The sequence below is a fragment of the Aquabacterium sp. UBA2148 genome, from assembly GCF_002328915.1.
Taxonomy (GTDB): Bacteria; Pseudomonadota; Gammaproteobacteria; order Burkholderiales; family Burkholderiaceae_C; genus Aquabacterium; species Aquabacterium parvum.
This window is the reverse complement of the sequence record NZ_DCXA01000206.1, coordinates 1,577-23,207: the sequence shown is the minus strand read 5'-3', so window position 1 is coordinate 23,207 and position 21,631 is coordinate 1,577. Positions and strand designations below refer to the sequence as shown.

Sequence of the window (21,631 nt, the reverse complement as noted above, 5' to 3'; positions counted from 1 at the left end):
GCAAGAGCACGATGAACTCCTCGCCGCCCCATCGGGCCAGCGTGCCGTCGCCGCTCGCGAGCGTGTCCTGCAAGGCCTTGGCCACCAGGCGCAGGCATTGATCGCCAGCGGGGTGCCCATGGTGGTCGTTGAAAGCCTTGAAGTGGTCGACATCCAGCAGCATCACGGCCAATTGCTCGCCCGTTTGGTGGTGGCGCTGCCAGCATTGCCAGGCCACCTCGTCGAAGCGGCGTCGGTTGGGCACGCCCGTGAGCGCATCCTGGCGGGACAAAGCCTCCAGCCTGGCTTGCGAGGCCTCGAGTTCGCGCCGCAAAGCCGCCGCGCGCTCCTTGCGCTGAAAGCGCAAACGCTCTTCGGCCTCGGTGCGAAAGTTCATCGCCAGGGTGTAGAACGCGACCATCAGCAAGAGCAGGAACATGGGCACTTCGAGCTCAGGGTATGGCGAAGGAGCCCCCTGAGCCCCCCAAACCGTCAGCAGGTGCAAGGCAATGATGCAGCCACAAAACACCACGGCCAGCTGAAAGCGAAAGCGCATCACCAAGGTGCCAAAAACCAGGATGGGCAGCAAGCCGCAGCGGTACATGCCCGCGTAAGGGCTGTCGGTGAGCAACAGCACCGTCACCAGGCAAAAGGCCGCGAACACACCGCCGATCATCGCCACCCACTCGGTGACGGCGGCAGGCAGCCCCAGCACGAATTCACGGAACCGCCAGCAAACCACCAGGAAGAACAAGGCAACCGGTGTGTAAACGACCAAACGCAAGCGCAAGGCCAGCTCGAAGCGATCGGGCACCATCATCCAGTCCGAGAGCAAAAACAGGTTGAAGGCCACCAGGGAAAAGATGCCACTGATCAGGAAGTGGGTCTGACGCGCAGCCTTGCTGTCCTGAACAAAACGGGCCTCTTCGGCAGGCTCGAACCGCAAACGCCCAAAGCGGCTCAGTCCAAGTCCGCTCAACACAGACCCGAGGTGCACAGGACTCGTCACGATCCAACCCCCTGTGGCAGCAAGCCGGCCTCATCGAGGCAATGCATTTCACCGTCCACCAGCCGGGTGCAAACGCGGTTGCGGCCGCTGCCCTTGGCTGCGTAAAGCGCCTCATCGGCCTGCTTCAGGGTATCTGCCAGGCCGACCTCCTGGGCAGGCCTGACCGTGGCCACGCCCACGCTGACCGTCACCACCGGGCCACAACCCGGGGCGCCATGCGGCACGGCCAGGCCACGCACGACATCGCGCACCCGCTGGGCCACCGACATCGCCGTGCGCTGGTCCACGTCCACCATGATCAGCAGGAACTCCTCGCCGCCCATGCGCGCCACCAGGTCGCCAGCGCGGCGGGAGCAACTGGTCAGCGCCCGGGCCACCGACTGCAGGCAGCGGTCCCCGGCCTGGTGGCCGTGGTGGTCGTTGTAGCGTTTGAAATGGTCCACATCGATGGCAACAAGCGCCACCGACAGGTCACGCTTTTGCGCATGCGCCCAAGTCTGCGCCAGGAACGACTCGGCCGAACGGCGGTTGGCAACATCGGTCAGGGCATCGGTGGTGGCCAGGTGAGCGAGTTGCGCATGGGAGGTCTCGAGCGCGTCCTGAAGGGCGCGCTCTCGCTGTGCCATCAGGAAGGCGTAGCGCTCGTGGCGCTCCAGCGTGTAGTTGCCAAACAGCGTGAAAGACATCACCACCAACACCAGCAAGGTCGCGTTGATGTTGACCACACCCGTGAAGTCCGGCAACGTGAACACCAGGAAGGCCTGGACCAGCGCAACCCAGCCGGCCATCGCCATCGCAGGCCAGAACCGGGCCAAGGTGCAGGTGTAGACGACGATGATGTTGAGCTCGACGACCCTGGAGAGAGCCCATCGGCTCTCGGCCTGGAGAAGGATGACCCCCGTCAGCAAGATCGCCAGCATCCCGGCCAGGGCGATGCCCCACTCGGTCAACTGAGCAGACCTGATCAGGCGCAAGGTCCACAGCCCCGCCAGCACCACCGGGGCATACACCCCCAGGCGCAAGGCGGCAGAAAGCCCCAGGGTCTCCGGCGTGAGCCACCAGTCACTGACCAGCATGCCGGCAAACAGCAACACCGCCGCCACCCCGGATGCCGTCACGTGTCGCAGCCTGTCCGCTGCGCACTCCTGCTGAAAGAAGGCTTCCAGCGCAGGCGGAAAGACCATCAGCGGGAAACCCCGCTCCAGGGTCTGCTCGACCAGCGCAGCGCGATCGGGAGGCTGTTGCCCCGTCACACCACCCTCTGATTGAATGACACCTGCTTGCGGCAAACCCGACTCCTGCGGCGGCCCTGCCCCACAACACCGGGCACAGGCTGGACGCGATCATGCGTCAGCCCATGAGAAAACGCCCCGGTGTTTGCGCGGCCCCTGGGGCAAGCCCACCCCAGCATCCTGCACTTTTTCACGCAAGGCGCAAGTGACGCAAGGCACAAGCGCGTCAACGGCTTGCCGGTTGCGGCTCAGGGCCGTTCACGCTGGCGGATGCTGGGCACGTCAAAAGGCACCAGCAGGCGCGCCCGCACGATGGTCAAAGGCAAGGCGGGCATGGCTTCTCGCACCACGAAATCCATTTGTCCGTGGAGTTGGGCCTGCAGGTCTGCCTGCACATGGGGGCGCAAATGGAAGACTGCGTCCAGAGGCACGTCAACTGGCGCCCTCAGCTCCCCACTGACCAGCGCCTCCATGTTCACGGGCACCTGCGCCCGCACGGGCACACTGGCCTTGAACGGCACGTTCAGCGTCACGGGCAAGCTGACATCGAACACGGGCAGCCACGAGAACAAGGGCACCCGCATGCTCAATTCGGTCTGCACAGGCACCACCTGATCAACCTGCACCACGGTGTCGATCTGCACCAGCGTCTGAAGGCTTGTGCGAGTCAGCAAAGAATCCTCAATCTGGGCACGCAAGCGTTGGCGAACGGGCACGCTCACCAGGGGTCGCAAATCGATCCGGGTGCTCACAGGACGCTGCACGCTGGCCTGGGCCTGCAGACCAGCGGGCAGTTGCAAGGTCACCGGCTGCTCGTGCAAGTCCATGCGCGCATCGAGCTGGGTGTAGACGAACCAGACCGCGCCCAGCATCAACGCGAGCCACACCAGCAGCACCAGTCCGCCGACGACCAGCAGGGACTTCAGGCTGATCGGTCGGTGCCAGCCGCCACGCGCCAGGGTCGATGCCATCGCTTCGCGCTCAGGGCTTGGCAGGCCTGCGCAGGCCCAGCGACACCGCCTCGAAAGGCACGGTGAGCGACATCAGGTCCAGCCCCGCCTCGACCTGCCGCTGCGGGAAGGTCAGGCGCGCGTTCACCGGCTCGCTGATCGGCAGGGCCAAGGACTCGCGGATGGGCACCCTGGTCTCGACCACCGTGTCGATGCGCGTGCGCAGGGGCTCGGTGATGCGGACCTGCGCCTGGGTGGTCAGGGCCACCGGCAAGTCCTGCTTGACCGGCACAACGATGTCGATGGGCACGTCGGCGCGAACCGGCACCTGCCCCTTGACGGGCAGGCTCAGCGGGATGCCCATCACGCGCGTGCGCACCGTGCTGTCCACCTCGATGACCTGGTCGAGCTTGAAGACGTGCTTGACCGGCACCGACAGGTTCACCGGCACCACGGTGTCGATGCTGACCTGCACCGGGATCGGGTCAAGCAGCGGGACGCTGATGTCTTGCTGGATGGGCACGCGAACCGGCAGCACCTGATCGACCTGAACCACCACCTTGCGGCTGATCGAAGCCTGCACGTTCAGCTCTTCGGGCAGCCTCACCAGGGCGTGCTGCTCGCGCAGCACCACGCGCGCGGCCAGGTTGTGCCAGGCCCACCAGGCCACGCCGGCGGCCAGGGCGGCCATGAGCAACAACAGCAGCAACGCCGTGATGACCAGGTGACGCCAGGTCACGACATGGCCGTACACGGCCAGCATGGGCTGGGCAGGCTCGACCAGCCGTCCACCTGAATGGGAGGCTGAGTCGGCAACAACCGCCGAGGATGAGGAAGAAGGGCTGGGTTCGGTCACGTGAAGCTGGGCAAGGTCGGCGCACGCCGACAGCTGCCATCAGACTATGCCATGGCGACAGGACCGCCTTGGCGCGAACTCACCCAGGACGGCGAACGGTAAGATCGCGCGCATGGCCACACCCGCCCCCCTGTTCACGCAACCCCTGTACGAACTGAGCACGGCTCAGGCGGTTTTCCAGGCCCTTCAGGCCGAGGCCCAGGCACGCAGCATGACACTTCGCGAGCCACCTCCCGCACCGACGACCTGCTGCGGCCGCGGCTGCAATGGCTGCGTCTGGGAAGGCTTTTACGCCGCTGCCACCTACTGGCGCGACGAGGCCCTCCTGATCCTCGAGCTGGGCTGACACTCAACGCTCAAGGGCCTGGCACCCAAGCACCCGACGACACGACCATGCGCGGCCAGGCACGCGGGCTCCCGCGCCAGGCCAGAGCGCATCAGGCCACCTCGAAGGTGAACTCGCCTTGCTCGTTTGCCCCCACGCGGATGCGCTCGATCGCACGCCCATCCGCCATCGCCGCCAGCACCGCATCGGCCACCTCGGGCAACATGCTGCCGTTGAGGATGTGGTCAACCGCGCGCGCGCCGGTGTCGACCTCGGTGCAGCGCGCCAGCACGGTGTCGATCAGCGACTCATCGAAGGTCAGGTCGGCCTGGTGATTCGCCTTCACGCGCGCCGCGATGCGCTCAAGCTTGAGTCGGATCACCTCGGCCAGCACGTCGTCGTGAAGCGGGTAGTACGGCACCACCTTGGTGCGCCCGATGAAGGCAGGCTTGAAGGTCTTGTAAAGCACGGGGCGCAGGCCCTCGGCCAGCTCGTCGGCGGCGGGCATCGCCTCGGGTGACTTCATCACCACGCCACCGGCTTCTTCGTCGTGCTGCATGCAGGCCTGCATGATCTGCTGCGAGCCGGCGTTGGAGGTGAGGATGATGAGCGTCTGGCGGAAGTCGATCTCGCGGCCTTCGGCATCGTCCATGCGGCCTTTGTCGAAAACCTGGAAGAACATCTCCAGCACGTCGGGGTGAGCTTTCTCGACCTCGTCGAGCAACACCACGCTGTAGGGCTTGCGGCGCACGGCTTCGGTCAGCACACCACCCTGGCCGTAGCCCACGTAGCCCGGTGGCGAGCCTTTGAGGCCGCTGACGCTGTGGGCCTCCTGGTACTCGCTCATGTTGATGGTGATGAGGTTGCGCTCACCACCGTAGAGGATGTCGGCCAGGGCCAGCGCGGTCTCGGTCTTGCCGACGCCGCTGGGGCCCACGAACAGGAACACACCGCGCGGCTTGTTCGGATCTTCCAGTCCTGCGCGGGCGGTGCGCACGCGCTGCGCGATGGCGCCCAGGGCGTGGTCCTGTCCGATGACGCGCTCTTGCAGCGTGGTGTGCAACTGGCGCACGGTCTCGATCTCGTCGAGCACCATCTTGCCCAGCGGGATGCCCGTCCAACCGCTGACGATGTCCGCCACCACGTGGCCATCGACCTGCACCGGCACCAGCGGGGCCTCGCCTTGCAGTGCGCGCAGGTCGGACTGAAGCTGGCTCAACTCGGCGGCTTCGTCGTCGCTCAGGCCACCGGCCTGCTGCTCACCCTTTTGGCGCAGCGCCAGAATGGCCTGCACAACCTGCTGCTCTTGAGACCAGCGCGCTTCATCGGCTTGAAGCTGACGCTGCAGGTCCAGGCGAGCCATGCCCAGCTCATCCAGGCGCACCGCGCGCTGCGGCGAGCCTTCGATGCGGGCTGCGACCTCGCGCTGCAAGGCGGCCACCTCGGCGTCGATCTGCTCGATGCCACGGCGCGCGTCCTCGATGCGGGCGGGCGTGGCGCTCTGGCCCAGGGCCACGCGCGCGCAGGCGGTGTCGAGCACGCTCACGGCCTTGTCCGGCAACTGGCGACCGCTGATGTAGCGCGAGGACAGGCGCACCGCCTCGGTGATGGCCTCATCGAGTAGGCGCACGCCAAAGTGCTTTTCCATCAACGGGGCCATGCCGCGCAGCATCGCTGCAGCGATGCCCTCGCTCGGCTCCTCGACCTTGATGACCTGGAAGCGCCGCGCCAGGGCCGCGTCTTTCTCGACGTACTGCTTGTACTCACTCCAGGTGGTCGCGGCGATGGTGCGCAACTCACCTCTCGCCAGCGCGGGCTTGAGCAGGTTGGCCGCGTCACCACCGCCTGCCTGGCCACCGGCACCGATCAGCGTGTGTGCCTCGTCGATGAACAAGATGATGGGGTGCGGGCTCTTGCGCACCTCGTCGATGACGTTTTTCAGGCGGTTCTCGAACTCGCCCTTGACCGACGCCCCTGCCTGCAGCAAGCCCATGTCGAGCACATGGATGGCCACGCCCTGCAGAGCCGGCGGCACGTCGCCCGAGGCCACGCGCAAGGCCAGGCCTTCGACCACGGCCGTCTTGCCCACACCCGCCTCGCCGGTGAGGATGGGGTTGTTCTGGCGGCGGCGCAGCAGGATGTCGATGGCCTGGCGGATCTCGGTGTCCCGACCGATGACTGGGTCGAGCTGGCCTTGACGGGCGCGCTCGGTCAGGTTGGTGGTGAACTGGTCCAGCGCCGGGGTGCGGCCCGGGCCCTGGGCGGCATCGGCACCCAGGTCAGCTGGCGATGCGCCGTCGGCGCTGGCTGATGCGGAGGCGGCCACCGGTGCTTCGGGCGAGTCGGTTGTCAGCTCGGCCAGGCGATGCTTGAGTTCGGTCAGGTTGAACTGAGCCAGGCGCCGCGAGCTGCGCACGGCCAGCTGCGACAGCGTGGGCTCGGTCAACCAGGCCAGCAGCAGGTGCGCGCTGCGGATGCGCGCAGACGGCGCCGACAGCGAGGCCACCAGCCAGGCCTGCTCCAGCAACACCGGCACGTGCACCGAGAACACCGGTGGTCGATTGCTGCCCGAGGCAAAGCGTGACAGCTCGGCCTCCAGGTCGTGCACCAGGCCATCGATGGACACATCGGCATGTCGACACAGCAGTTGCAGGTCGTTGGCCGGCTGGGCCAGCAGCGCCAGCATCAGGTGTTCGATGTCCACCTCGTGGTGGCCGCGCTGCTTGCACAGCACCACCGCTTGCTCGGCGGCACGCCGGGTCGAGTCGTTGAGCTTGGTGATCAGCAGTTCGAGGGGGTGTGACATGGTCTCGCCTTTTTTTGTGATGTGATGGGGTAACGGGGGTCAGGCCGCAGCCTGGATGTCGTAGCGAACGTCGTCGCGATCGGCATGCGCGGGGCGGCTCATCAGGAAGGTGTCCCAACCCAGGCGCCCCAGGCTGTCGGCCCGATCGGAGCAAAGGGCAATGGGGCGCACGTCGTCCTGGCGCAAACACAAGCGCACCTCGAACTCCAGCGACGGCCCCAGGAGCAGCCCCAGCCAATGACGCAAGGCCCGCTCACCTGGCCCACCGGGCAAAAATCGCCGGAACCGGGCATGGTCCAGGGGCCCCAGGGTCAGGCGCACACGGAGGTTGCGCTGCCAGACGCGCTCGCCCACCACGGCACTGCGCCCGAGCAAGCCACCTCCTTGCTCCAGCCCCAGGCCCAGGTGGGTTCGCCCCTCATCCGGGATGCGATACCAGCGTCCCACGAAGGGCTCGACCTCCACCGCCACGCCAAGGTAGCGCTGCAACAGCCGCTGCAGCTGCGGGGCTGGCAGCGTGCGTTGCTGCAGTGCGCCTGCAAAGTAGGCCAGGCCTTCATCGGAAACACCGCCGTGTTGGGGCTCCAGCCGCTGCCGCAAGCCTTTGAGACCGATGCCGGCCAAGGCCAACACCTGGGGCAGGAAGGCGCGCTGCCGATCGGCCTCGTATTGAAGCGCCAGGCGGTGCTTGCGCCAGGCCTGGTAGAACAACACCACCGAACGGTGACTGAACACGTCCAGGAACGCCCTCGCGGATGGGTCGCGCCCCCGCAACTCCACCTGCCCCAGCCACTCCGTGTAGAACAGTGGCAAGGCGCCCGTGACACCCAGCAGGCCCATGCAGGCTGGCGTCAGGTCAACCTTGTCCACGTTGGCGGGCAAACGCACTGCCTGAGGATCGCGCCAGCTCACGTGCATGGACTCGATCTCGCTGGCCGGAAAGCTCAGCGAAACCGAGTTGCGAAACTGCAGCTTTTGCAGCCCCGCGCCCGGGGCCTGCCCATCGCCCAGCCAACGATCCAGCAGGCGAATGGCCTGAAAAAAGCCAAAACCATGGGGTTCACCGATGAGCAAATCGATCGGGGCGCTGAACCGTGCAGACGGCACGGCCGGCGATGCGGTGCGGGAAGAGTGCGTGGCGCGGGTCATGGCGCGGGTCATGGCGCAATTCACAGCAACTGTCGGTCGCCGTGCCTAGGCGCACAGGTCAGCAACACCTCGCCGGAGCGTGCGGACAGCACCTGCAACTTCGCGTAGCTGTTGACATGCACGTACAGACCGAAGAAGCGATCCATGACGTTGGTAAACAAGCCCAAACCGCTGCCCACAAAACTGTCTTCGTCCACCGTCAGCTTCACCAAGGTGCCACGCACGAATGTGGCAAACGGCTCGCCCGGTATCCAGGCGGTGTCGGCCTGGAATTCGATGCCGACCAGGCCATCGATCTGACGACGATTGCTGGCGCTGTGCGGCAGGTCGTAGAGGCGCAGCAACTCGCGCAAGGCATCGATGCCACCGGCCGTCAAAGACAGGTGGTTCAGCGAGAGCTGAGAAACCAGGCGCCACAACATGCCCTTGCCACGCTCGATGCGATGGCTGCGCGTGGGCTTGCGCAACAGGGTGATGTTACGCGCCGGACCACCGCCTTCCATGAACAGGTCGCCACCCACCGTGCCAGGTGCCAGCAGGTGTGGCAGGTCTCGGTTGGTGGCCATCACATCGAGCGACAGGGTTTCAACCGCTGGCGTCATCGGATTCTGGCTCGCGTCGACAAAACTGATGGACACCTCGTGACCCGGGCTGCGCTCGGCCAGGTCCTCGTCACGGCGCATCTGCCAGTAGGCCAGGCAGTGCGGCTGGGCCCCATCGTCGGACTGAGCATCGAGCGCATCAAGCAACTCGTCGTGCTGCAGCGAAAAGAAGGGACGGACCTCGTCGATGACTTCGCCGTGCGCCGTTTGACGGACGCGATGCACGCGCAGCAAGGAATGCACCTCGTGGCCGTGAGCGCGACGCCCATCCACGACCACGGAGTACTCGGCCTGCCTGTGCGTGACCCGTATCGGGTCGGCCGCATGCGGAAACAGGTTGATCACCGGCACGGCGCCCAGCACGATGTTCGACGCGTTGACCGTTTCCAGGAGCCTGGCCTCGTCTGAATCAGCACGCAAACCGTCCATCAGCAGGTGACACACCAGCTGGGCAGGCTCCGCGTCAACACCCGCGCCAGCCAAGGAATCGATGCCCTGAGCCTGGGCTTGCGCGTGGCCCACTGCGCCGCCCGACTCCGCTGGATTCACCCCGGACACGCCGCGCGGCGAGCACAGCGCCGGCATGTCGACGAAATTGAACTTCTCGACAAAGCCGAAGTACTCAGCCAGCAGTCGGTAGGCCGGGTGAGCGCGCTCGTCCCAATCGATCAAGGCTTCGTCGTCACCGAAACCCGCAGGCTGTGGAAGGGCTGTCGGCGACGCGGGTGCTTGCCAGGGCTGGTGAGGCTGCCAGGCAAATCGCACGGCCCGCGTGCGCCGACACAGCGCCTCGCGCAAGACACTGACTTGCGACGACTCGCCGTCCAGGTGCACCCGCCAGGGCCTGGAGAGCAGCGCCCCCCAGCTCACCTGGGGCGAGCGTTTGAGCAGGGTGATGGACAACACCGACGTGACCCCGGCTGGCACGCTGGTGCCCGTTGGGGCCTGCACCGTGTGGCGGTGACCGACCTCCACGACCTCCAGGGGCAAGAGCTGCACATCGGCCGTGGTGCGAAAGCGGCAGGTCACGCCTTTGACGGGGCGGCTGCTCAGGCTCGTGCCACAAGGCACAGAGACGGCCTTGCTCATCTGCGTCGCCTGCGCACCCAGGTCGAATCGTGCGATGGCGCAGGACGGGAAAGGCCTCAGGTAATGCGGGTACAGGACCTCCAGCAAGGCCTCCGTGAACAGCGGGAAATCGTCATCCAGACGTTTGTGGATGCGAGCCGACAAGAAGGCGAACGCCTCGATGAGTCGCTCGACATGGGGGTCATCGCCCACGTCACCACTCAGCTGAAGTCGCCCTGCGATCTTGGGGTACTGCTTCGCGAAATCGCCAGCGCGCGTGCGCAGAAAGGCCAATTCGCGTTCGTAATGGGGAAGGAGGTCGTCCATGAACTGCCTGGTTGCGACTCAATGGCGCAGTCCCGCCGAAGCAAAACGCGCCTGCGTGACCTGGTAGCGAGACATCGAAGGCATGAGCACCGCGTCAAAGCTGACGCTCTCGCGAGCCGGGCGCACCACCAGGGTGGCGCGGATGGTGAACTGAAGGGCGCGGCCGGGAGCATCGTCCTGCCGGAAGTCGACCGCGACCTGCTTGAGGCGGGGCTCATGGGCTTCGATGGCCTTGGCCAGACCGACGGCGATGAAACGCTGGTCCTCTGAACTGGCGAGAACACGGCCCGCGAAATCGGGCACACCAAAACACATCACCGACGCACGGGCTTGGGGCCCCAGGGCCGACCACTGGGGGTCGGTCGACAGCAGCGCGGATCGGGCATTGAGCAGGCGCTCCAGGTCGCGCGCAACGGTGTCACGCAACTGCTCAACCGAACAGGTCTGGATCAGGCCTTCGGGAGCGTCCGGGTCGGTGGCCAGCAGGCGGTCAAAGAGCCCGCGGCGAATGCGAAGCGCGCTGGACATGGTGCACAGGTCTCAAGAAAAGGCGGGGCGCTCGGCCCCGCCTGATGCAGGCATCCGTTGAGGATGCCGGCGTTCGCTCATCAGTTCGGAGCGTCGAAGGCAGCCTTGTTGGTGGCCAGGCTCCAGGCGGCGACGTTACCGGGCTTGGACTTGCCGTCCATCGTCTGTTGGGTGTAGGTCCACTCGACTGCAGAATAGCGCAGGCCAAAGGTTTCCGTGGGCAAGCCCTCGGACATCACCTGCGGAACCACCTGCGAGATCAGCACCTTCTTCAACTTGATCTTGAGGTACAGAACTCGCTCGCTGACACCGTTGGCGCGCATGAAGTGGATTTCCACGTCGTCGTACAGACTGCCAGCCGAACAAGCTTCCCACAGTTGGGGGCTGACCAGGTCCAAGTCCTTGGTGAAGATCATCTCGCCGTGCTCGCAACGCTCGGCGGTGTGACCGCCGGCAGTCGATGCCGTAGCAGACTTGGGCTGACGAATAAGGTGGCTCCAGCTCACGACCTCAAACCAAGGTGCGCCGTGCTTTTCGGTGCCGCCAGCATCACGAGATTCGCCCTTGATTTCTTTGCCGTTCAGCGCCTTGCCGAACTTGACGTAGATATCTTTCATTTTCTCTCACTCCTGTGTTGATGAACCAGCTCACTGCATCAGCTTGATGCGCGAGCCGGCTTGGTGAAACCGGTCACTTCGAGCCTTGCGGCAACTCCGCGACCAGCCGCAGCGAAACCGACAGTTCGTCAAGTTGGTAATGCGGCCGCACGAATGCGACGGCGCGGTACGAACCCGGACGACCAGGGACTTCGCTGACTTCGACACTGGCCTCACGCAGGGGCTTTTGAGCGCGGATCTCCTGGGAGGCATCCTGCGCATCCACCACGTACTGCATCAGCCAGTTGTGCAGGTAGCGCTCGACGTCCAGGGTGTTGGCAAAGCTGCCGACCTTGTCGCGCATCATGGCCTTCATGTAGTGCGCGATGCGGCAGACCGCGAACATGTACTGGAGCTGAGCAGACAGCGTGGCATTGGCATTCGCGGCATCGCTGTCGTACTTGCGCGCTTTCTGGGCGGACTGCGCGCCAAAGAAGGCGGCGTAGTCGGTGTTCTTGCAATGGACCAGGGGGATGAAGCCCAGGTCGCTGAGTTCCTTCTCTCGGCGATCGGTGATGGCCACTTCGGTTGGGCACTTCAGGGCCAGCTCACCGTCGTCGGTCTTGAAGGTGTGGGTCGGCAGGTCCTCGACCAGGCCGCCACCTTCGACACCACGGATGGCAGCGCACCAGCCGTAATGCTCGAAGGCATCGGTCAGGCGAGCACCCATGGCGTAGGCCGTGTTGACCCACAGGTAGCGGCTGTGATCGCTGCCGTCCACCTCTTCGACAAAGTTGAAGCCTTCGGTGCTGGTGCCTTCCTTCGGGTCGTACGGCAGACGCCCCAGGAAACGGGGCACGGTCAGCCCGACGTAACGCGAGTCTTCCGCCTCGCGGAAGGACTTCCACTTGGCGTAATCGACCGTGTCGAACACCTTGGCCAGATCGCGGGGGCGGCCCAGCTCGGTGAACGATTCAAGCCCGAACAGTTCGGACGAAGCCGAGGAGATGAAGGGCGCATGGGCGGCGGCCGCCACATGCGACATCTGCTCGACGAAGTACATGTCTTCGGCGCCACGGCCGATTTCGTAGTCACCGATGAGGGCACCGAAAGGTGCGCCGCCGAAGGTACCGAACTCTTCTTCGTAAACCTTTTTGAACAACGCCGATTGGTCGAAGTCGATGGCGGTCTTGAAGTCCTTGACCATGTCCTTCTTGGTTGCATTGAGCAGCTTGATCTTCAGGCGCTCGCCGGTCGATGTTTGCTTGCACAGGTACTGCAGACCCGTCCAGGTGGATTCGAGCTTCTGGAACTCAGGCGCGTGCATCACGGCGCTGAGCTGCGTCGAGATGAGGCGATCGATCTCGGCGATGCGGGCGTCGATGCTGGCCGAGAGGTTGTCGGAGATGGTGACCGTGCCGGCCATGACCTCGCGCACCAGCTCGCCAATGATGTCCTTGGCACGGGCGTGCTCGACATCGGTCTTGGCGACCTTGCTGCGGGCGACGATGTCATCGAGCAGGCCGAGGCCTTCGGTGGAGGCGGCTTGCGGCTGGCCTTGGGGTTGCAGTTGGGCGCTCATGGGGTCACTCCTTGTCCTGGCCTTGCGCGGCCTCGGCTTCGATGCGCTGACGTTGCTCGGTGTTGCTCAGGACTTCGGCCAGCGCGTCTTCGAGCTTTTCATTGCCAGCCAGCTTGTTGCGCAAGTCGGAGAGCTTGGTGCGGGCTTCAAGCAGTTTGCGAAGCGGGTCAACCTGTTGGACCACCGACTCGGGGCGGAAGTCTTCCATGCTGTTGAACTGCAGGTTGACACCGAACTCGCCTTCACCCGCGAGCTTGTTGGGCACTCGGAAGCTGGCACGTGGCGACATGCCCGCCATGACCTCGTCGAAATTGTCCATATCCACCTGGACAAAGGCACGGTCCTTGAGCTTGGGCAAAGGCTTGTCCGGATCAGCTTGGCCGGTGAAGTCACCCATCACGCCGACCACAAAAGGGATTTCCTTTTGCTCGATGGCATCACCCACTTCGACGTCATAAGTGAGTTGCACACGCGGTGGACGCACGCGACCGAGTCGCTGTTGAACGCTGTCTTTCTTGGCCATGACCGGACTCCTTGAAGGTGGATTTACTGCAGTGCCCCAAAGGGGTTGTTCCGACCGGCTGGCGCCGGCGCGGGACGGGCCGCCGGAGCGGGCTTGGAAACAGTGGGGGCTTGCGTTGCCGGCGGCTTTGCCGGCGCTGCCAGCGCAGGAGCCACCGCTGGCGCTGCGCCATTTGTGGGACGCGCAGCAGGGGTCAGCGGCGACCGGGGGGCACCACGCCCGGCTCGCCGAGGGGCAGGCTCGGTCGAGGCGGCAGGCCCTGAAGCCGTGGGCGCCAGCAAGATGGGCTCACCCAATGCTTGGTGAATGACGCGCGCCACGCTTTCGGCCTCGCTGCGCGTGGAGCCGGTGACCTCGTTGGCTTTGCGGAGTTGATCCAGCGCTGAGGCGCTCACGCGCAAGCCGCTGACCGCCAGGATGCTCTGAGCGGTGAGATCGTTCACATCGCGTTGCAAGGCTTCATGCGCTTGCGTGATGGCAGGACCGTACTGCCGGGCCTCGAAGTGGATCTGCGCCTTGCGCAACCAGGGTTGCTTGGCGGCCGGGTCAATTCTGGCGGCCTCGTCCAGCAGTTGCAGCGCCTGGTCTGTTTGACCCTGCTTCTGGGCTTTGTCGGCCGCGCTGAGGCTTTCGTCCAGCTTCTCCTGCACCAGTCGCTTCTCGACCTGAGGGTCCTTCGAACCCACGCTGGCACAACCCTGCAAGGTGGCCACAAAAGCCACGCTGACACCCATGAAAACCGCGGCGCGAAACCGACGGCCTTGGCCCGTCCTGCTCAATCTGATGCTCCCTGTTTGGATCTGTGTTGTGACGCCGTGCCATCGGGGCGATCGGTCGTCATTGCGGCGGATTAGAGCCGAATTCGCGGAGGCCTCCAGCCCTCTTTCGGGGGTGATTTACAGACTCTTTCAACTGGTTTCATGTCCACCTCCCCTCTGCTGGGGGGATGCGACCCAGAACACCTTTCCTGATCCGTACACTGCACGCCGAAAAGCGGCGCCAACACCGACCGCACACATCCAAGGGACCAAAAGGGAAGGACCCCATGCGCCACTTGCAGCGCAAGCATCGTCAATGCCGATCAGGGGTTCGCCGCGATGAGCGACTGGCTCTGAGCACCACCGCACGCAGCATCTGCATGGCCTGGCTGTTGCTGTCGCTCAGTGCTTGCGGCACTGCGCCAGGGCGCTTGCCGCCATCGGCCACCGAGACGTCAGGCGTGAGCAGCTGGCTCGAAAAGGCTGGCGACAAGGCACTTGAGTTGACCGGCTTGAAAAAGCCCGAGGTGCCCGACAGCGCCCTGCCCGACCGACGCATCACGTGGCGCTTGCACGCCAGCCCATCGCTCAACACCTTGCCCGACGGGCAGTCCCTGTCATTGCTGGTTCGCGTCTACCGACTTAGAGCACCCGACAGTTTCTTGCAGGCACCAGCCGACACGTTCGGCGACCCCGCTCTCGAGAAGGAGCGCCTGGGCGACGACCTGGTGTCCGTGCGCGAAGTGCAACTGGTGCCAGGGCAACGTCACGAAGCCACGGACAAACTGCCACGCGACATCGCTCACGTTGGCATCGTGGCCCTTTATCGCCAACCGGTGGCAGGCCGCTGGAGATACGCCTTCCCAGCCAACCAGGCAGAGATCACAGGCATTGAAGTGGGCTTGCACGCCTGCGCCATGACCGTGCACACAGGCCAAGCCGTTGGCGTGTCAAGCGAGCGTGTGCGGTCTGCCTCGGTCGCGTGCCCCGGTGCATGACGCCGCCCAGCCAACCTGCCGCCAACACATGCCATTTTCGGAGGTAAGCACTTGATCCAGTCACCCAAAGTCTTGTGGGGAGAAGGCCTGTTCCTGAGGCCGCAGCACTTCCAGCAGCAAGACGCTTACCACGAGTGGCGCTTGACGCAGGTCAGCCGCTCTCTGCACCCGCACGCCTGGGGTGTGCGCCACCTCAAGCTCGACGCGGACGCACTGCAAACAGGTGTGCTGCGAGTCCTGGAGTTGCAGGTTGTGATGCCCGACGGCGACATGGTCCACGCCCCCGCTGAGGACGAATTGCCCCCTCCTGTCGTGCTGGGCTCGCTGCCATCAGCCCAGGAAGGAAGCACCGTGACGTTTCACCTGGCCACCGCAGCGCTGCGCAGCCAAGGCAGCAACATGGCCGCCACCCAACAAGAAGCTGACACGGCCGTTCGCTATCACCGTGCACCGGTTCAAGTCGCCGACCGCTACACCGATGCGGTGAGCGCCGAGTTGATGACGCTGCGTCGCTCGACCAGGCTGCTGCCCGACACCAGCGCTCGCGACCACCTGGTGAGCCTGCCCCTGGTGCGACTGCGTCGAACGTCCGCCGGCAGCTTCGAGCTCGACGGTCGCTTCATGCCGCCTTCGCTGCACATCCAGGCATCGCCCATGTTGACCCTGCACCTGCGCAGGCTCATGGACGCACTGCAAGCCAAGGTCGACGCCCTGTACGGCATGCACCGCGAGCCCAGCAAACACGTCATCGAGTTCAGATCGGGTGACATCGCCTCGTTCTGGCTGCTTCACACGGCCAGCACCGCGCTCGCGGGCCTGACCCACCTCGCCCGCAACCCGGGCTTTCACCCCGAGCGCCTGTTCGAGCGGCTGCTGGAGCTGGCGGGCTCCTTGATGACGTTCTCACGCAGCTTCACCCTGGCCGACCTGCCAACCTACGACCACGCTCAGCCTGGCCAGGCCTTTGTCAAGCTCGATCAGGTCATCCGTGAGCTGCTCGAGACGGTGATCTCCACGCGCAGTTTCGCCATCTCCCTGCACGAGGCCGCACCGTCCTTTCACCGTGGCCGCCTGGATTCCGAGCAAATCACCCCCGGCACCCAGTTCTACCTGGGTGTCAGCGCATCGATGCCCCCGGCAGAGCTGGTGGAGATCGTGCCCCAGCGCTTCAAGGTGGGCGCGCCAGACGACGTGGACAAGCTCGTGCTCTCGGCCATGCCTGGCGTGCGCCTGACCCACGTTCCACAGGTGCCTGCCGCGGTGCCGGTTCGTCCTGGCAACTACTATTTTTCGCTGGAGCCCCGTGGCGCGCTGTACGAGCGCATGCTGCAGGCCCAGTCGCTGACCCTCTACACGCCAACCGGCATCCAGGACCTGACCCTGGAGCTGGTGGCGATCAACGCCTGAGCCCCACCCCATGAGTGCATCCGCCCAACCACCCAGCTTGTTCGGCAGCAGCCAGCCGCCACAAGGCGCGTCAAATCAGGCTGCAGCCAGCGCGCAGTCCTCGGCGGCGACCGCGTCCTCACGCCTGCTCGACCTGATGTACGACGGCTTCTACCTGCTGTTTTTGCTCAAGGGCAAACACGCACCGACGGACGCCGAGGTCTTCCGTGACCGCATCAAGCAGTTCTTGACCCAATTCGAGCGGGGTGCGGGCAAACTCGGCGCTTCCGCTGAAGACATCTACGCTTGCAAATACGCCTTCTGCGCCACGGTGGATGAGGCCGTGCTGATGTCCTCGTTCAAGGTGCGTGAAAGCTGGCAACGCCTGCCCCTGCAGGTGCAGTTCTTTGGCGACCAACTGGCGGGTGAGCAGTTCTTCCTCAAGCTGGACGACATGCGCCAGCAAGGCGCTGCACGCCTGCAGGTGATGGAGGTCTACCAGATGTGCCTGCTGCTGGGCTTCCAAGGCAAGTACCTGATCGAAGGCAGCGAAAAGCTCGGCTACCTGACCGCCAGGCTGGGTGACGAGATAGCTCGCATGCGCGGCAACTCGGCAGGGTTCGCTCCGCACTGGGCCGCGCCCGATCGCGTGCGACACCAACTGCGTCACCAGGTGCCTCTTTGGGCCATCGGCTCGCTGTTCGGCCTGATGGCTGCCCTGGCTTTCATCGGCTTGCGCTGGCAGTTGTCCGAACACACCCAGGCAACCTTGGGTGCCCACCATCACATCGTGCAACTGGCCCCGCAGTCGGCGCACATCACCATCACCCTGCCCTGATCAGTCGGCGTCTGGCAAGCCCGGTGCGTCGGGGCCTCCCGGCTCGCTGGCACCGTCCGGCGCGCGTGCGTCACCGGCGAGCTGGCGCAGGTGCCTGACCCGCTCACCGATTTTGATCTCCAGGCCACGCGACACGGGCTGGTAGAACGCCTGCGGCGCCATGCCATCCGGGAAGTAGCGCTCACCTGCGGCCACCGCCTCAGGCTCGTCGTGAGCGTAGCGGTACCCATCGCCATGGCCGAGTTGCTTCATCAGCTTGGTGGGGGCGTTGCGCAGGTGCATGGGCACCTGCCGCGTGGTGTCTTGCTTGACCCAGGCACGCACCGCCTTGTAGGCCGTGTAGGCGGCGTTGCTCTTGGGTGCGACAGCGAGGTAGATCACGCATTGCGCGAGCGTCAGTTCACCTTCGGGCGAGCCCAGTCGCTCATAGGTTTCGGAGGCATCCAACGCCATGCGCAGGGCTCGCGGATCAGCCAGGCCGATGTCTTCGCTGGCCATGCGCACCAGGCGCCGAGCGATGTAGCGTGGGTCCACCCCACCGTCGACCATGCGCACGAACCAGTACAGCGCCGCATCGGGGTCCGAGCCTCGAACCGATTTGTGCAGCGCCGAGATGGTGTCGTAGAACTGATCACCCCCCTTGTCGTAGCGACGCAGCTGTTCGCCCAGGGCTCGCTCCAGTTCCGGCTCGTCCAGCACGTCTCGCCCCTTGAGCATGCCGCACAAGGCTTCATAGGTGTTGAGCGCACGACGTGCGTCACCATCTGCGTAAGCAATGAGGCGATCGCGCGCGGCTGCGGTCAGCGAGGGACCCGACAGCGCCTCGCGCCCTTTGTCCAGCAGCTGCACCATGGCTTCGTGGTCCATGGCGCGCAACACGTGCACGGTGGCACGGGACAGCAGCGCGGCGTTGACCTCGAAAGACGGGTTCTCGGTCGTGGCGCCGATGAAGGTGAACAACCCCGACTCGACGTGCGGCAAGAAAGCATCTTGCTGGGCCTTGTTGAATCGGTGCACCTCGTCGACAAAAACGATGGTGCGCCGGCCGCTTCGCAGTGCTGCCTGAGCCTGCTCGACCGCGTCGCGGATGTCCTTGACACCTCCCAGCACCGCCGAAATCGCGATGAACTGGGCGTCGACCGTGCCCGCCATCAACCGGGCCAAGGTGGTCTTGCCGACACCCGGTGGGCCCCAAAGGATCATGGAGTGAGGCTGCCCCGACTCGAAGGCGACCCGCAGGGGCTGCCCCTCGCCAAGCAGGTGCTCCTGCCCGATCACATCGGCCAGCGAACGAGGTCGCAGGCGCTCGGCCAGCGGGGCATGGGGCGAGGCTTGGCCACGCTCAGCCGATGCATTCGCCATCCCCGGGGATGGCATGGGCTCGGGAAAGTCCAGGGACAAGGAGTCTTGCATGGGCACGATTGTCGCGCGTGGCAAGTTGCCGCGACAAAAGGTTGAAATGTGACGGTTTGATGAAGGTAAACACCGATTTGGACAAGGTGCGTCAGGCGCATGCTTGATGCATCCGGCGCTCGTTCAGGTCGGCAGACCCCGAACCCACAACGAGCAACGCTGAGGTGCCACATGTTGACTTTGACCCTGCTGGCCCTGGTGGCCGTCCCCGTCGCCATCGACCTGGCCCTTCGCGGTCGTCACCAGACCATCGAGCTGTCCATGGCGCGCTCTGCAGCAACGCTTGACAAATCGGCCTTGATGTAAGAAGATCCGCAGCTTGCCGATACAGGGGAAACCCGAGGAACCCGGGGCATCAACCGGGACCTGATTTTTCTTGGCTCGGCAATTCGTTCATCCCCTCTGACCTCTTTCAAGCCAGTTGGCTTGCGCCATGAGCGCAACACAGTCAACTGAAGCGAGGACGGCGCTCTCTCATCCGCAAGGACACACCAGAGCGCCCCTGTCGTGTCTTGAGTTTCGGTTGGCGGCGATGCCGTCGCTTTGACCGACTCAACGTGACCCCGGCCCCACGGCAAGACCGTCGGCCGCCACGCAGTCCGGACACGTTCCCAGCGACTCACCATGTCCTGCCGCGCATTTGCGCCCGGCAGGCAGGCTCTGTTGTTGCCGCGCCAACTGCGCGGACGCGGGGCTGCTCTCTCTTTGGATGTCAACATGACCGACGCTTCTCGTGACCTCATCGATGCCGAACTGCCGCAAGGCAACGAGGCCAACGAAATCACCCAGGAAACCGCTGCCGAACCCACCGGCCCCAACTTCGCAGAGCTGGGCCTGAGCCCCGAGCTGTGCAAGGCCCTGGCCGACTCCGGCTACACCCAGCCCACCGGCGTTCAGATCAAGGCCATCCCGGCCGCCATGAACGGTGCCGACCTGCGCGTGGCCTCGTCCACCGGCTCCGGCAAGACGGCGGCCTTCATGCTGCCCGCGCTGGAGCGCGTCATCGCCGCCCGCGGCGACAGCAAGCGCCGCGACAACCAGGGCGGCAAGGGCAAGACGCACGGCCCCCGCGTGCTGGTGCTCGCCCCGACCCGCGAACTCGCCATGCAGGTTGCCAAGGCCGCATCCACCTACGGCAAGCACATGCAAGGCCTGCGCGTGGCCACCATCGTGGGCGGCGTGCCCTATGGCTACCAGCTCAAGGCACTCAAAGGCCCGCTGGACGTGCTGATCGCCACACCCGGCCGCCTGCTGGACCACCTCAACACCGGCGCTGCCGTGCTGTCCAACCTCGAAGTGCTGGTGCTCGACGAAGCCGACCGCATGCTGGACATGGGCTTCATCGATGACATCGAAGCCATTGCCGACGCCACCCCGGCCGAGCGCCAGACCCTGATGTTCTCGGCCACCTTCGCCGGCCACGTCGGCCAGTTGGCTCAGCGCCTGACCCGCGACGCCCTGAGCATCGAAGTGGCCTCGCACACGGACAGCCACGACAACATCGAGCAGCGCCTGCACATGGCCGACTCGCTGGTGCACAAGAACAAGCTGCTGGACCACCTGCTGGCCGACAAGGCCGTTGACCAGGCCGTGATCTTCACCAGCACCCAGCGCGACGCCGACATCCTGGCCGACCGCCTGGCCGACATGGGTCACGCCGTGGCCGCCCTGCACGGCGGCATGCCGCAAGGCCGTCGCAACCGCGTGCTGCAAGGCCTGCGCATGCGCCAGCTGCGCGTGCTGGTCGCCACCGACGTCGCCGCTCGCGGCATTGACGTGCCGACCATCACCCACGTGATCAACTACGGCATGCCCATGAAGGCCGAGGACTACGTGCACCGCATCGGCCGCACCGGTCGCGCTGGCCGTTCGGGCCTGGCCGTGACCCTGGTCGAGCGCCGCGACATCGGCATGCTGCGCCGCATCGAGCGCTTCACCACCCATCGCATCGCCGAATCGGTGATCGAAGGCATGGAGCCGCAAACCAAGCTGTTCAACGACAGGGGCCCGCGCCATGACAAGCCGATGCCTGGCCATGGTAGCCGTGGCGGTGGTTTTGGCGGCGGCTTCGGTGGTGGCGACCGCTTCGGTGGCAAGCGCGAAGGCGGCTGGGGCGATCGCAACGACCGCGGTGGCGAGCGTGGCTTTGCTCCGCGTGAAGACCGTGGTTTCGCACCCCGCGAAGACCGTGGCTTCCAGCCGCGTCCGGATCAACGCTTCAAGGGCCCGTCCGAAGACCGTGGTTTTGCGCCGCGTGACGACCGCGGCGGCGACCGTGGCGGCTTCGGTGGCGGCGAGCGCAAGCGCTTCGACGACCGCGGCAACTTTGGCAACAAGCCCTTTGGTGACAAGCCTTTCGGCGGCAAGCCCTTCGGCAACAAGCCTTTTGGCGAGCGCCAGTTCGGTGACCGCCCGCAGGGTGAGCGCAGCTTCGGCGGCGACCGCCCCTTCGAGAAGAAGTCCTTCGACAAGCCGGCTGGCAAGTCGTTCGGCGACAAGCCTTTCGGTGACAAGCCGTTTGGCGGCAAGGGTGGCAAGGCCTTCGGTGGCAAGCCCTTTGGCGAAAAGTCGTTCGGCGAGCGCTCGTTTGGTGACAAGCCCTTCGGCAACAAGGGCGGCTTCAAGCCCGCTGGCGGCAAGCGCCCGGGCTTTGGCAAGCGCGAGGGCTGATCAAGCCAAAGCGGTTTCAGCGAGCTCGCTGAAACC

At 65.2% G+C, this 21,631-nt stretch carries 19 protein-coding genes; 6 read left to right on the top strand and 13 right to left on the bottom strand.

Translation table 11 applies throughout. The features are described from left to right. From B2W70_RS11475 to B2W70_RS11460, 4 genes are all read right to left on the bottom strand, one after another. A partial coding sequence (locus B2W70_RS11475; RefSeq protein ID WP_286745807.1) for a diguanylate cyclase domain-containing protein occupies positions 1–958 on the bottom strand: 958 nt, incomplete at its 3' end. Positions 959–984: 26 nt separating this feature from the next. Next, positions 985–2,241 (bottom strand): GGDEF domain-containing protein, encoded by a 1,257-nt coding sequence (locus B2W70_RS11470; RefSeq protein ID WP_286745805.1) that lies wholly within the window; start codon positions 2,239–2,241, stop codon positions 985–987. A 227-nt stretch (positions 2,242–2,468) separates the two neighbouring features. Then, positions 2,469–3,191 carry a hypothetical protein gene (locus tag B2W70_RS11465; RefSeq protein ID WP_286745803.1) on the bottom strand — a complete coding sequence of 241 codons (723 nt, stop codon included), beginning with the start codon at positions 3,189–3,191 and terminating at the stop codon, positions 2,469–2,471. A gap of 10 nt (positions 3,192–3,201) precedes the next feature. Then, the gene (locus tag B2W70_RS11460) at positions 3,202–3,933 is read right to left on the bottom strand and encodes a hypothetical protein (protein WP_286745801.1); all 732 of its coding nucleotides are present in this window, start codon (positions 3,931–3,933) and stop codon (positions 3,202–3,204) included. 205 nt (positions 3,934–4,138) lie between these two features. Here B2W70_RS11460 and B2W70_RS11455 point away from each other — a divergent pair, with 205 nt between their 5' ends. Beyond that, the gene (locus tag B2W70_RS11455) at positions 4,139–4,372 is read left to right on the top strand and encodes an oxidoreductase-like domain-containing protein (protein WP_058087928.1); all 234 of its coding nucleotides are present in this window, start codon (positions 4,139–4,141) and stop codon (positions 4,370–4,372) included. A gap of 91 nt (positions 4,373–4,463) precedes the next feature. Here the strand turns inward: B2W70_RS11455 and tssH are convergent, their stop codons facing one another. The 8 genes from tssH to B2W70_RS11415 all read right to left on the bottom strand — a co-directional run bounded on the left by tssH (position 4,464) and on the right by B2W70_RS11415 (position 14,254). Further along, a complete protein-coding gene (tssH, locus tag B2W70_RS11450; protein ID WP_286745799.1) occupies positions 4,464–7,157 on the bottom strand; it encodes a type VI secretion system ATPase TssH in 2,694 nt (897 codons plus the stop codon). Between the two features lie 39 nt (positions 7,158–7,196). Continuing rightward, a complete protein-coding gene (tssG, locus tag B2W70_RS11445; protein ID WP_286745797.1) occupies positions 7,197–8,318 on the bottom strand; it encodes a type VI secretion system baseplate subunit TssG in 1,122 nt (373 codons plus the stop codon). An 8-nt stretch (positions 8,319–8,326) separates the two neighbouring features. Next, entirely contained in the window at positions 8,327–10,303 is a 1,977-nt protein-coding gene (gene tssF / locus B2W70_RS11440; RefSeq protein ID WP_286745795.1) for a type VI secretion system baseplate subunit TssF, read from the bottom strand. A gap of 18 nt (positions 10,304–10,321) precedes the next feature. Further along, a complete protein-coding gene (gene tssE, locus B2W70_RS11435; protein ID WP_286745793.1) occupies positions 10,322–10,831 on the bottom strand; it encodes a type VI secretion system baseplate subunit TssE in 510 nt (169 codons plus the stop codon). Between the two features lie 80 nt (positions 10,832–10,911). After that, entirely contained in the window at positions 10,912–11,448 is a 537-nt protein-coding gene (locus B2W70_RS11430) for an Hcp family type VI secretion system effector (protein ID WP_286745791.1), read from the bottom strand. A gap of 73 nt (positions 11,449–11,521) precedes the next feature. Beyond that, a complete protein-coding gene (gene tssC / locus B2W70_RS11425) occupies positions 11,522–13,009 on the bottom strand; it encodes a type VI secretion system contractile sheath large subunit (RefSeq protein ID WP_286745789.1) in 1,488 nt (495 codons plus the stop codon). 4 nt (positions 13,010–13,013) lie between these two features. Next, positions 13,014–13,532 carry a type VI secretion system contractile sheath small subunit gene (gene tssB, locus B2W70_RS11420; protein ID WP_286745787.1) on the bottom strand — a complete coding sequence of 173 codons (519 nt, stop codon included), beginning with the start codon at positions 13,530–13,532 and terminating at the stop codon, positions 13,014–13,016. Positions 13,533–13,555: 23 nt separating this feature from the next. Further along, on the bottom strand, positions 13,556–14,254 hold the full coding sequence (locus tag B2W70_RS11415; RefSeq protein ID WP_286745785.1) for a tetratricopeptide repeat protein: 699 nt from the start codon (positions 14,252–14,254) through the stop codon (positions 13,556–13,558). Positions 14,255–14,577: 323 nt separating this feature from the next. Here B2W70_RS11415 and tssJ point away from each other — a divergent pair, with 323 nt between their 5' ends. The 3 genes from tssJ to icmH are packed head-to-tail and all read left to right on the top strand — an operon-like array spanning position 14,578 to position 17,512. Then, positions 14,578–15,288, top strand: a complete 711-nt coding sequence (gene tssJ, locus B2W70_RS11410) for a type VI secretion system lipoprotein TssJ (RefSeq protein ID WP_286745783.1) — start codon at positions 14,578–14,580, stop codon at positions 15,286–15,288. Positions 15,289–15,339: 51 nt separating this feature from the next. Continuing rightward, positions 15,340–16,695, top strand: a complete 1,356-nt coding sequence (gene tssK, locus B2W70_RS11405) for a type VI secretion system baseplate subunit TssK (protein WP_286745781.1) — start codon at positions 15,340–15,342, stop codon at positions 16,693–16,695. A 10-nt stretch (positions 16,696–16,705) separates the two neighbouring features. Then, complete coding sequence (gene icmH / locus B2W70_RS11400; protein ID WP_286745779.1) at positions 16,706–17,512, top strand: type IVB secretion system protein IcmH/DotU; 807 nt, start codon at positions 16,706–16,708, stop codon at positions 17,510–17,512. Here the strand turns inward: icmH and B2W70_RS11395 are convergent, their stop codons facing one another. Beyond that, positions 17,513–18,889 carry a replication-associated recombination protein A gene (locus B2W70_RS11395; RefSeq protein ID WP_414631051.1) on the bottom strand — a complete coding sequence of 459 codons (1,377 nt, stop codon included), beginning with the start codon at positions 18,887–18,889 and terminating at the stop codon, positions 17,513–17,515. It abuts the gene before it with no gap. 207 nt (positions 18,890–19,096) lie between these two features. On the opposite strand from B2W70_RS11395, the gene B2W70_RS11390 reads away from it, so the two are divergent. Continuing rightward, positions 19,097–19,231, top strand: a complete 135-nt coding sequence (locus B2W70_RS11390; protein ID WP_268760973.1) for a hypothetical protein — start codon at positions 19,097–19,099, stop codon at positions 19,229–19,231. A 411-nt stretch (positions 19,232–19,642) separates the two neighbouring features. Then, entirely contained in the window at positions 19,643–21,595 is a 1,953-nt protein-coding gene (locus B2W70_RS11385; protein WP_286745777.1) for a DEAD/DEAH box helicase, read from the top strand. The last annotated feature ends 36 nt before the right edge of the window (positions 21,596–21,631 follow it).

What these genes read in the sequence shown, in the direction of transcription:
- icmH (WP_286745779.1), top strand. Translation starts at nt 16,706, where the DNA reads ATGAGTGCATCCGCCCAACCACCCAGCTTGTTCGGCAGCAGCCAGCCG.
- tssE (WP_286745793.1), bottom strand. Translation starts at nt 10,831, where the DNA reads ATGTCCAGCGCGCTTCGCATTCGCCGCGGGCTCTTTGACCGCCTGCTG.
- tssF (WP_286745795.1), bottom strand. Translation starts at nt 10,303, where the DNA reads ATGGACGACCTCCTTCCCCATTACGAACGCGAATTGGCCTTTCTGCGC.
- tssH (WP_286745799.1), bottom strand. Translation starts at nt 7,157, where the DNA reads ATGTCACACCCCCTCGAACTGCTGATCACCAAGCTCAACGACTCGACC.
- B2W70_RS11465 (WP_286745803.1), bottom strand. Translation starts at nt 3,191, where the DNA reads ATGGCATCGACCCTGGCGCGTGGCGGCTGGCACCGACCGATCAGCCTG.
- tssC (WP_286745789.1), bottom strand. Translation starts at nt 13,009, where the DNA reads ATGAGCGCCCAACTGCAACCCCAAGGCCAGCCGCAAGCCGCCTCCACC.
- tssJ (WP_286745783.1), top strand. Translation starts at nt 14,578, where the DNA reads ATGCGCCACTTGCAGCGCAAGCATCGTCAATGCCGATCAGGGGTTCGC.
- B2W70_RS11430 (WP_286745791.1), bottom strand. Translation starts at nt 11,448, where the DNA reads ATGAAAGATATCTACGTCAAGTTCGGCAAGGCGCTGAACGGCAAAGAA.
- B2W70_RS11395 (WP_414631051.1), bottom strand. Translation starts at nt 18,889, where the DNA reads ATGCCATCCCCGGGGATGGCGAATGCATCGGCTGAGCGTGGCCAAGCC.
- B2W70_RS11455 (WP_058087928.1), top strand. Translation starts at nt 4,139, where the DNA reads ATGGCCACACCCGCCCCCCTGTTCACGCAACCCCTGTACGAACTGAGC.
- B2W70_RS11460 (WP_286745801.1), bottom strand. Translation starts at nt 3,933, where the DNA reads ATGCTGGCCGTGTACGGCCATGTCGTGACCTGGCGTCACCTGGTCATC.
- B2W70_RS11390 (WP_268760973.1), top strand. Translation starts at nt 19,097, where the DNA reads ATGTTGACTTTGACCCTGCTGGCCCTGGTGGCCGTCCCCGTCGCCATC.
- tssG (WP_286745797.1), bottom strand. Translation starts at nt 8,318, where the DNA reads ATGACCCGCGCCATGACCCGCGCCACGCACTCTTCCCGCACCGCATCG.
- tssB (WP_286745787.1), bottom strand. Translation starts at nt 13,532, where the DNA reads ATGGCCAAGAAAGACAGCGTTCAACAGCGACTCGGTCGCGTGCGTCCA.
- B2W70_RS11385 (WP_286745777.1), top strand. Translation starts at nt 19,643, where the DNA reads ATGACCGACGCTTCTCGTGACCTCATCGATGCCGAACTGCCGCAAGGC.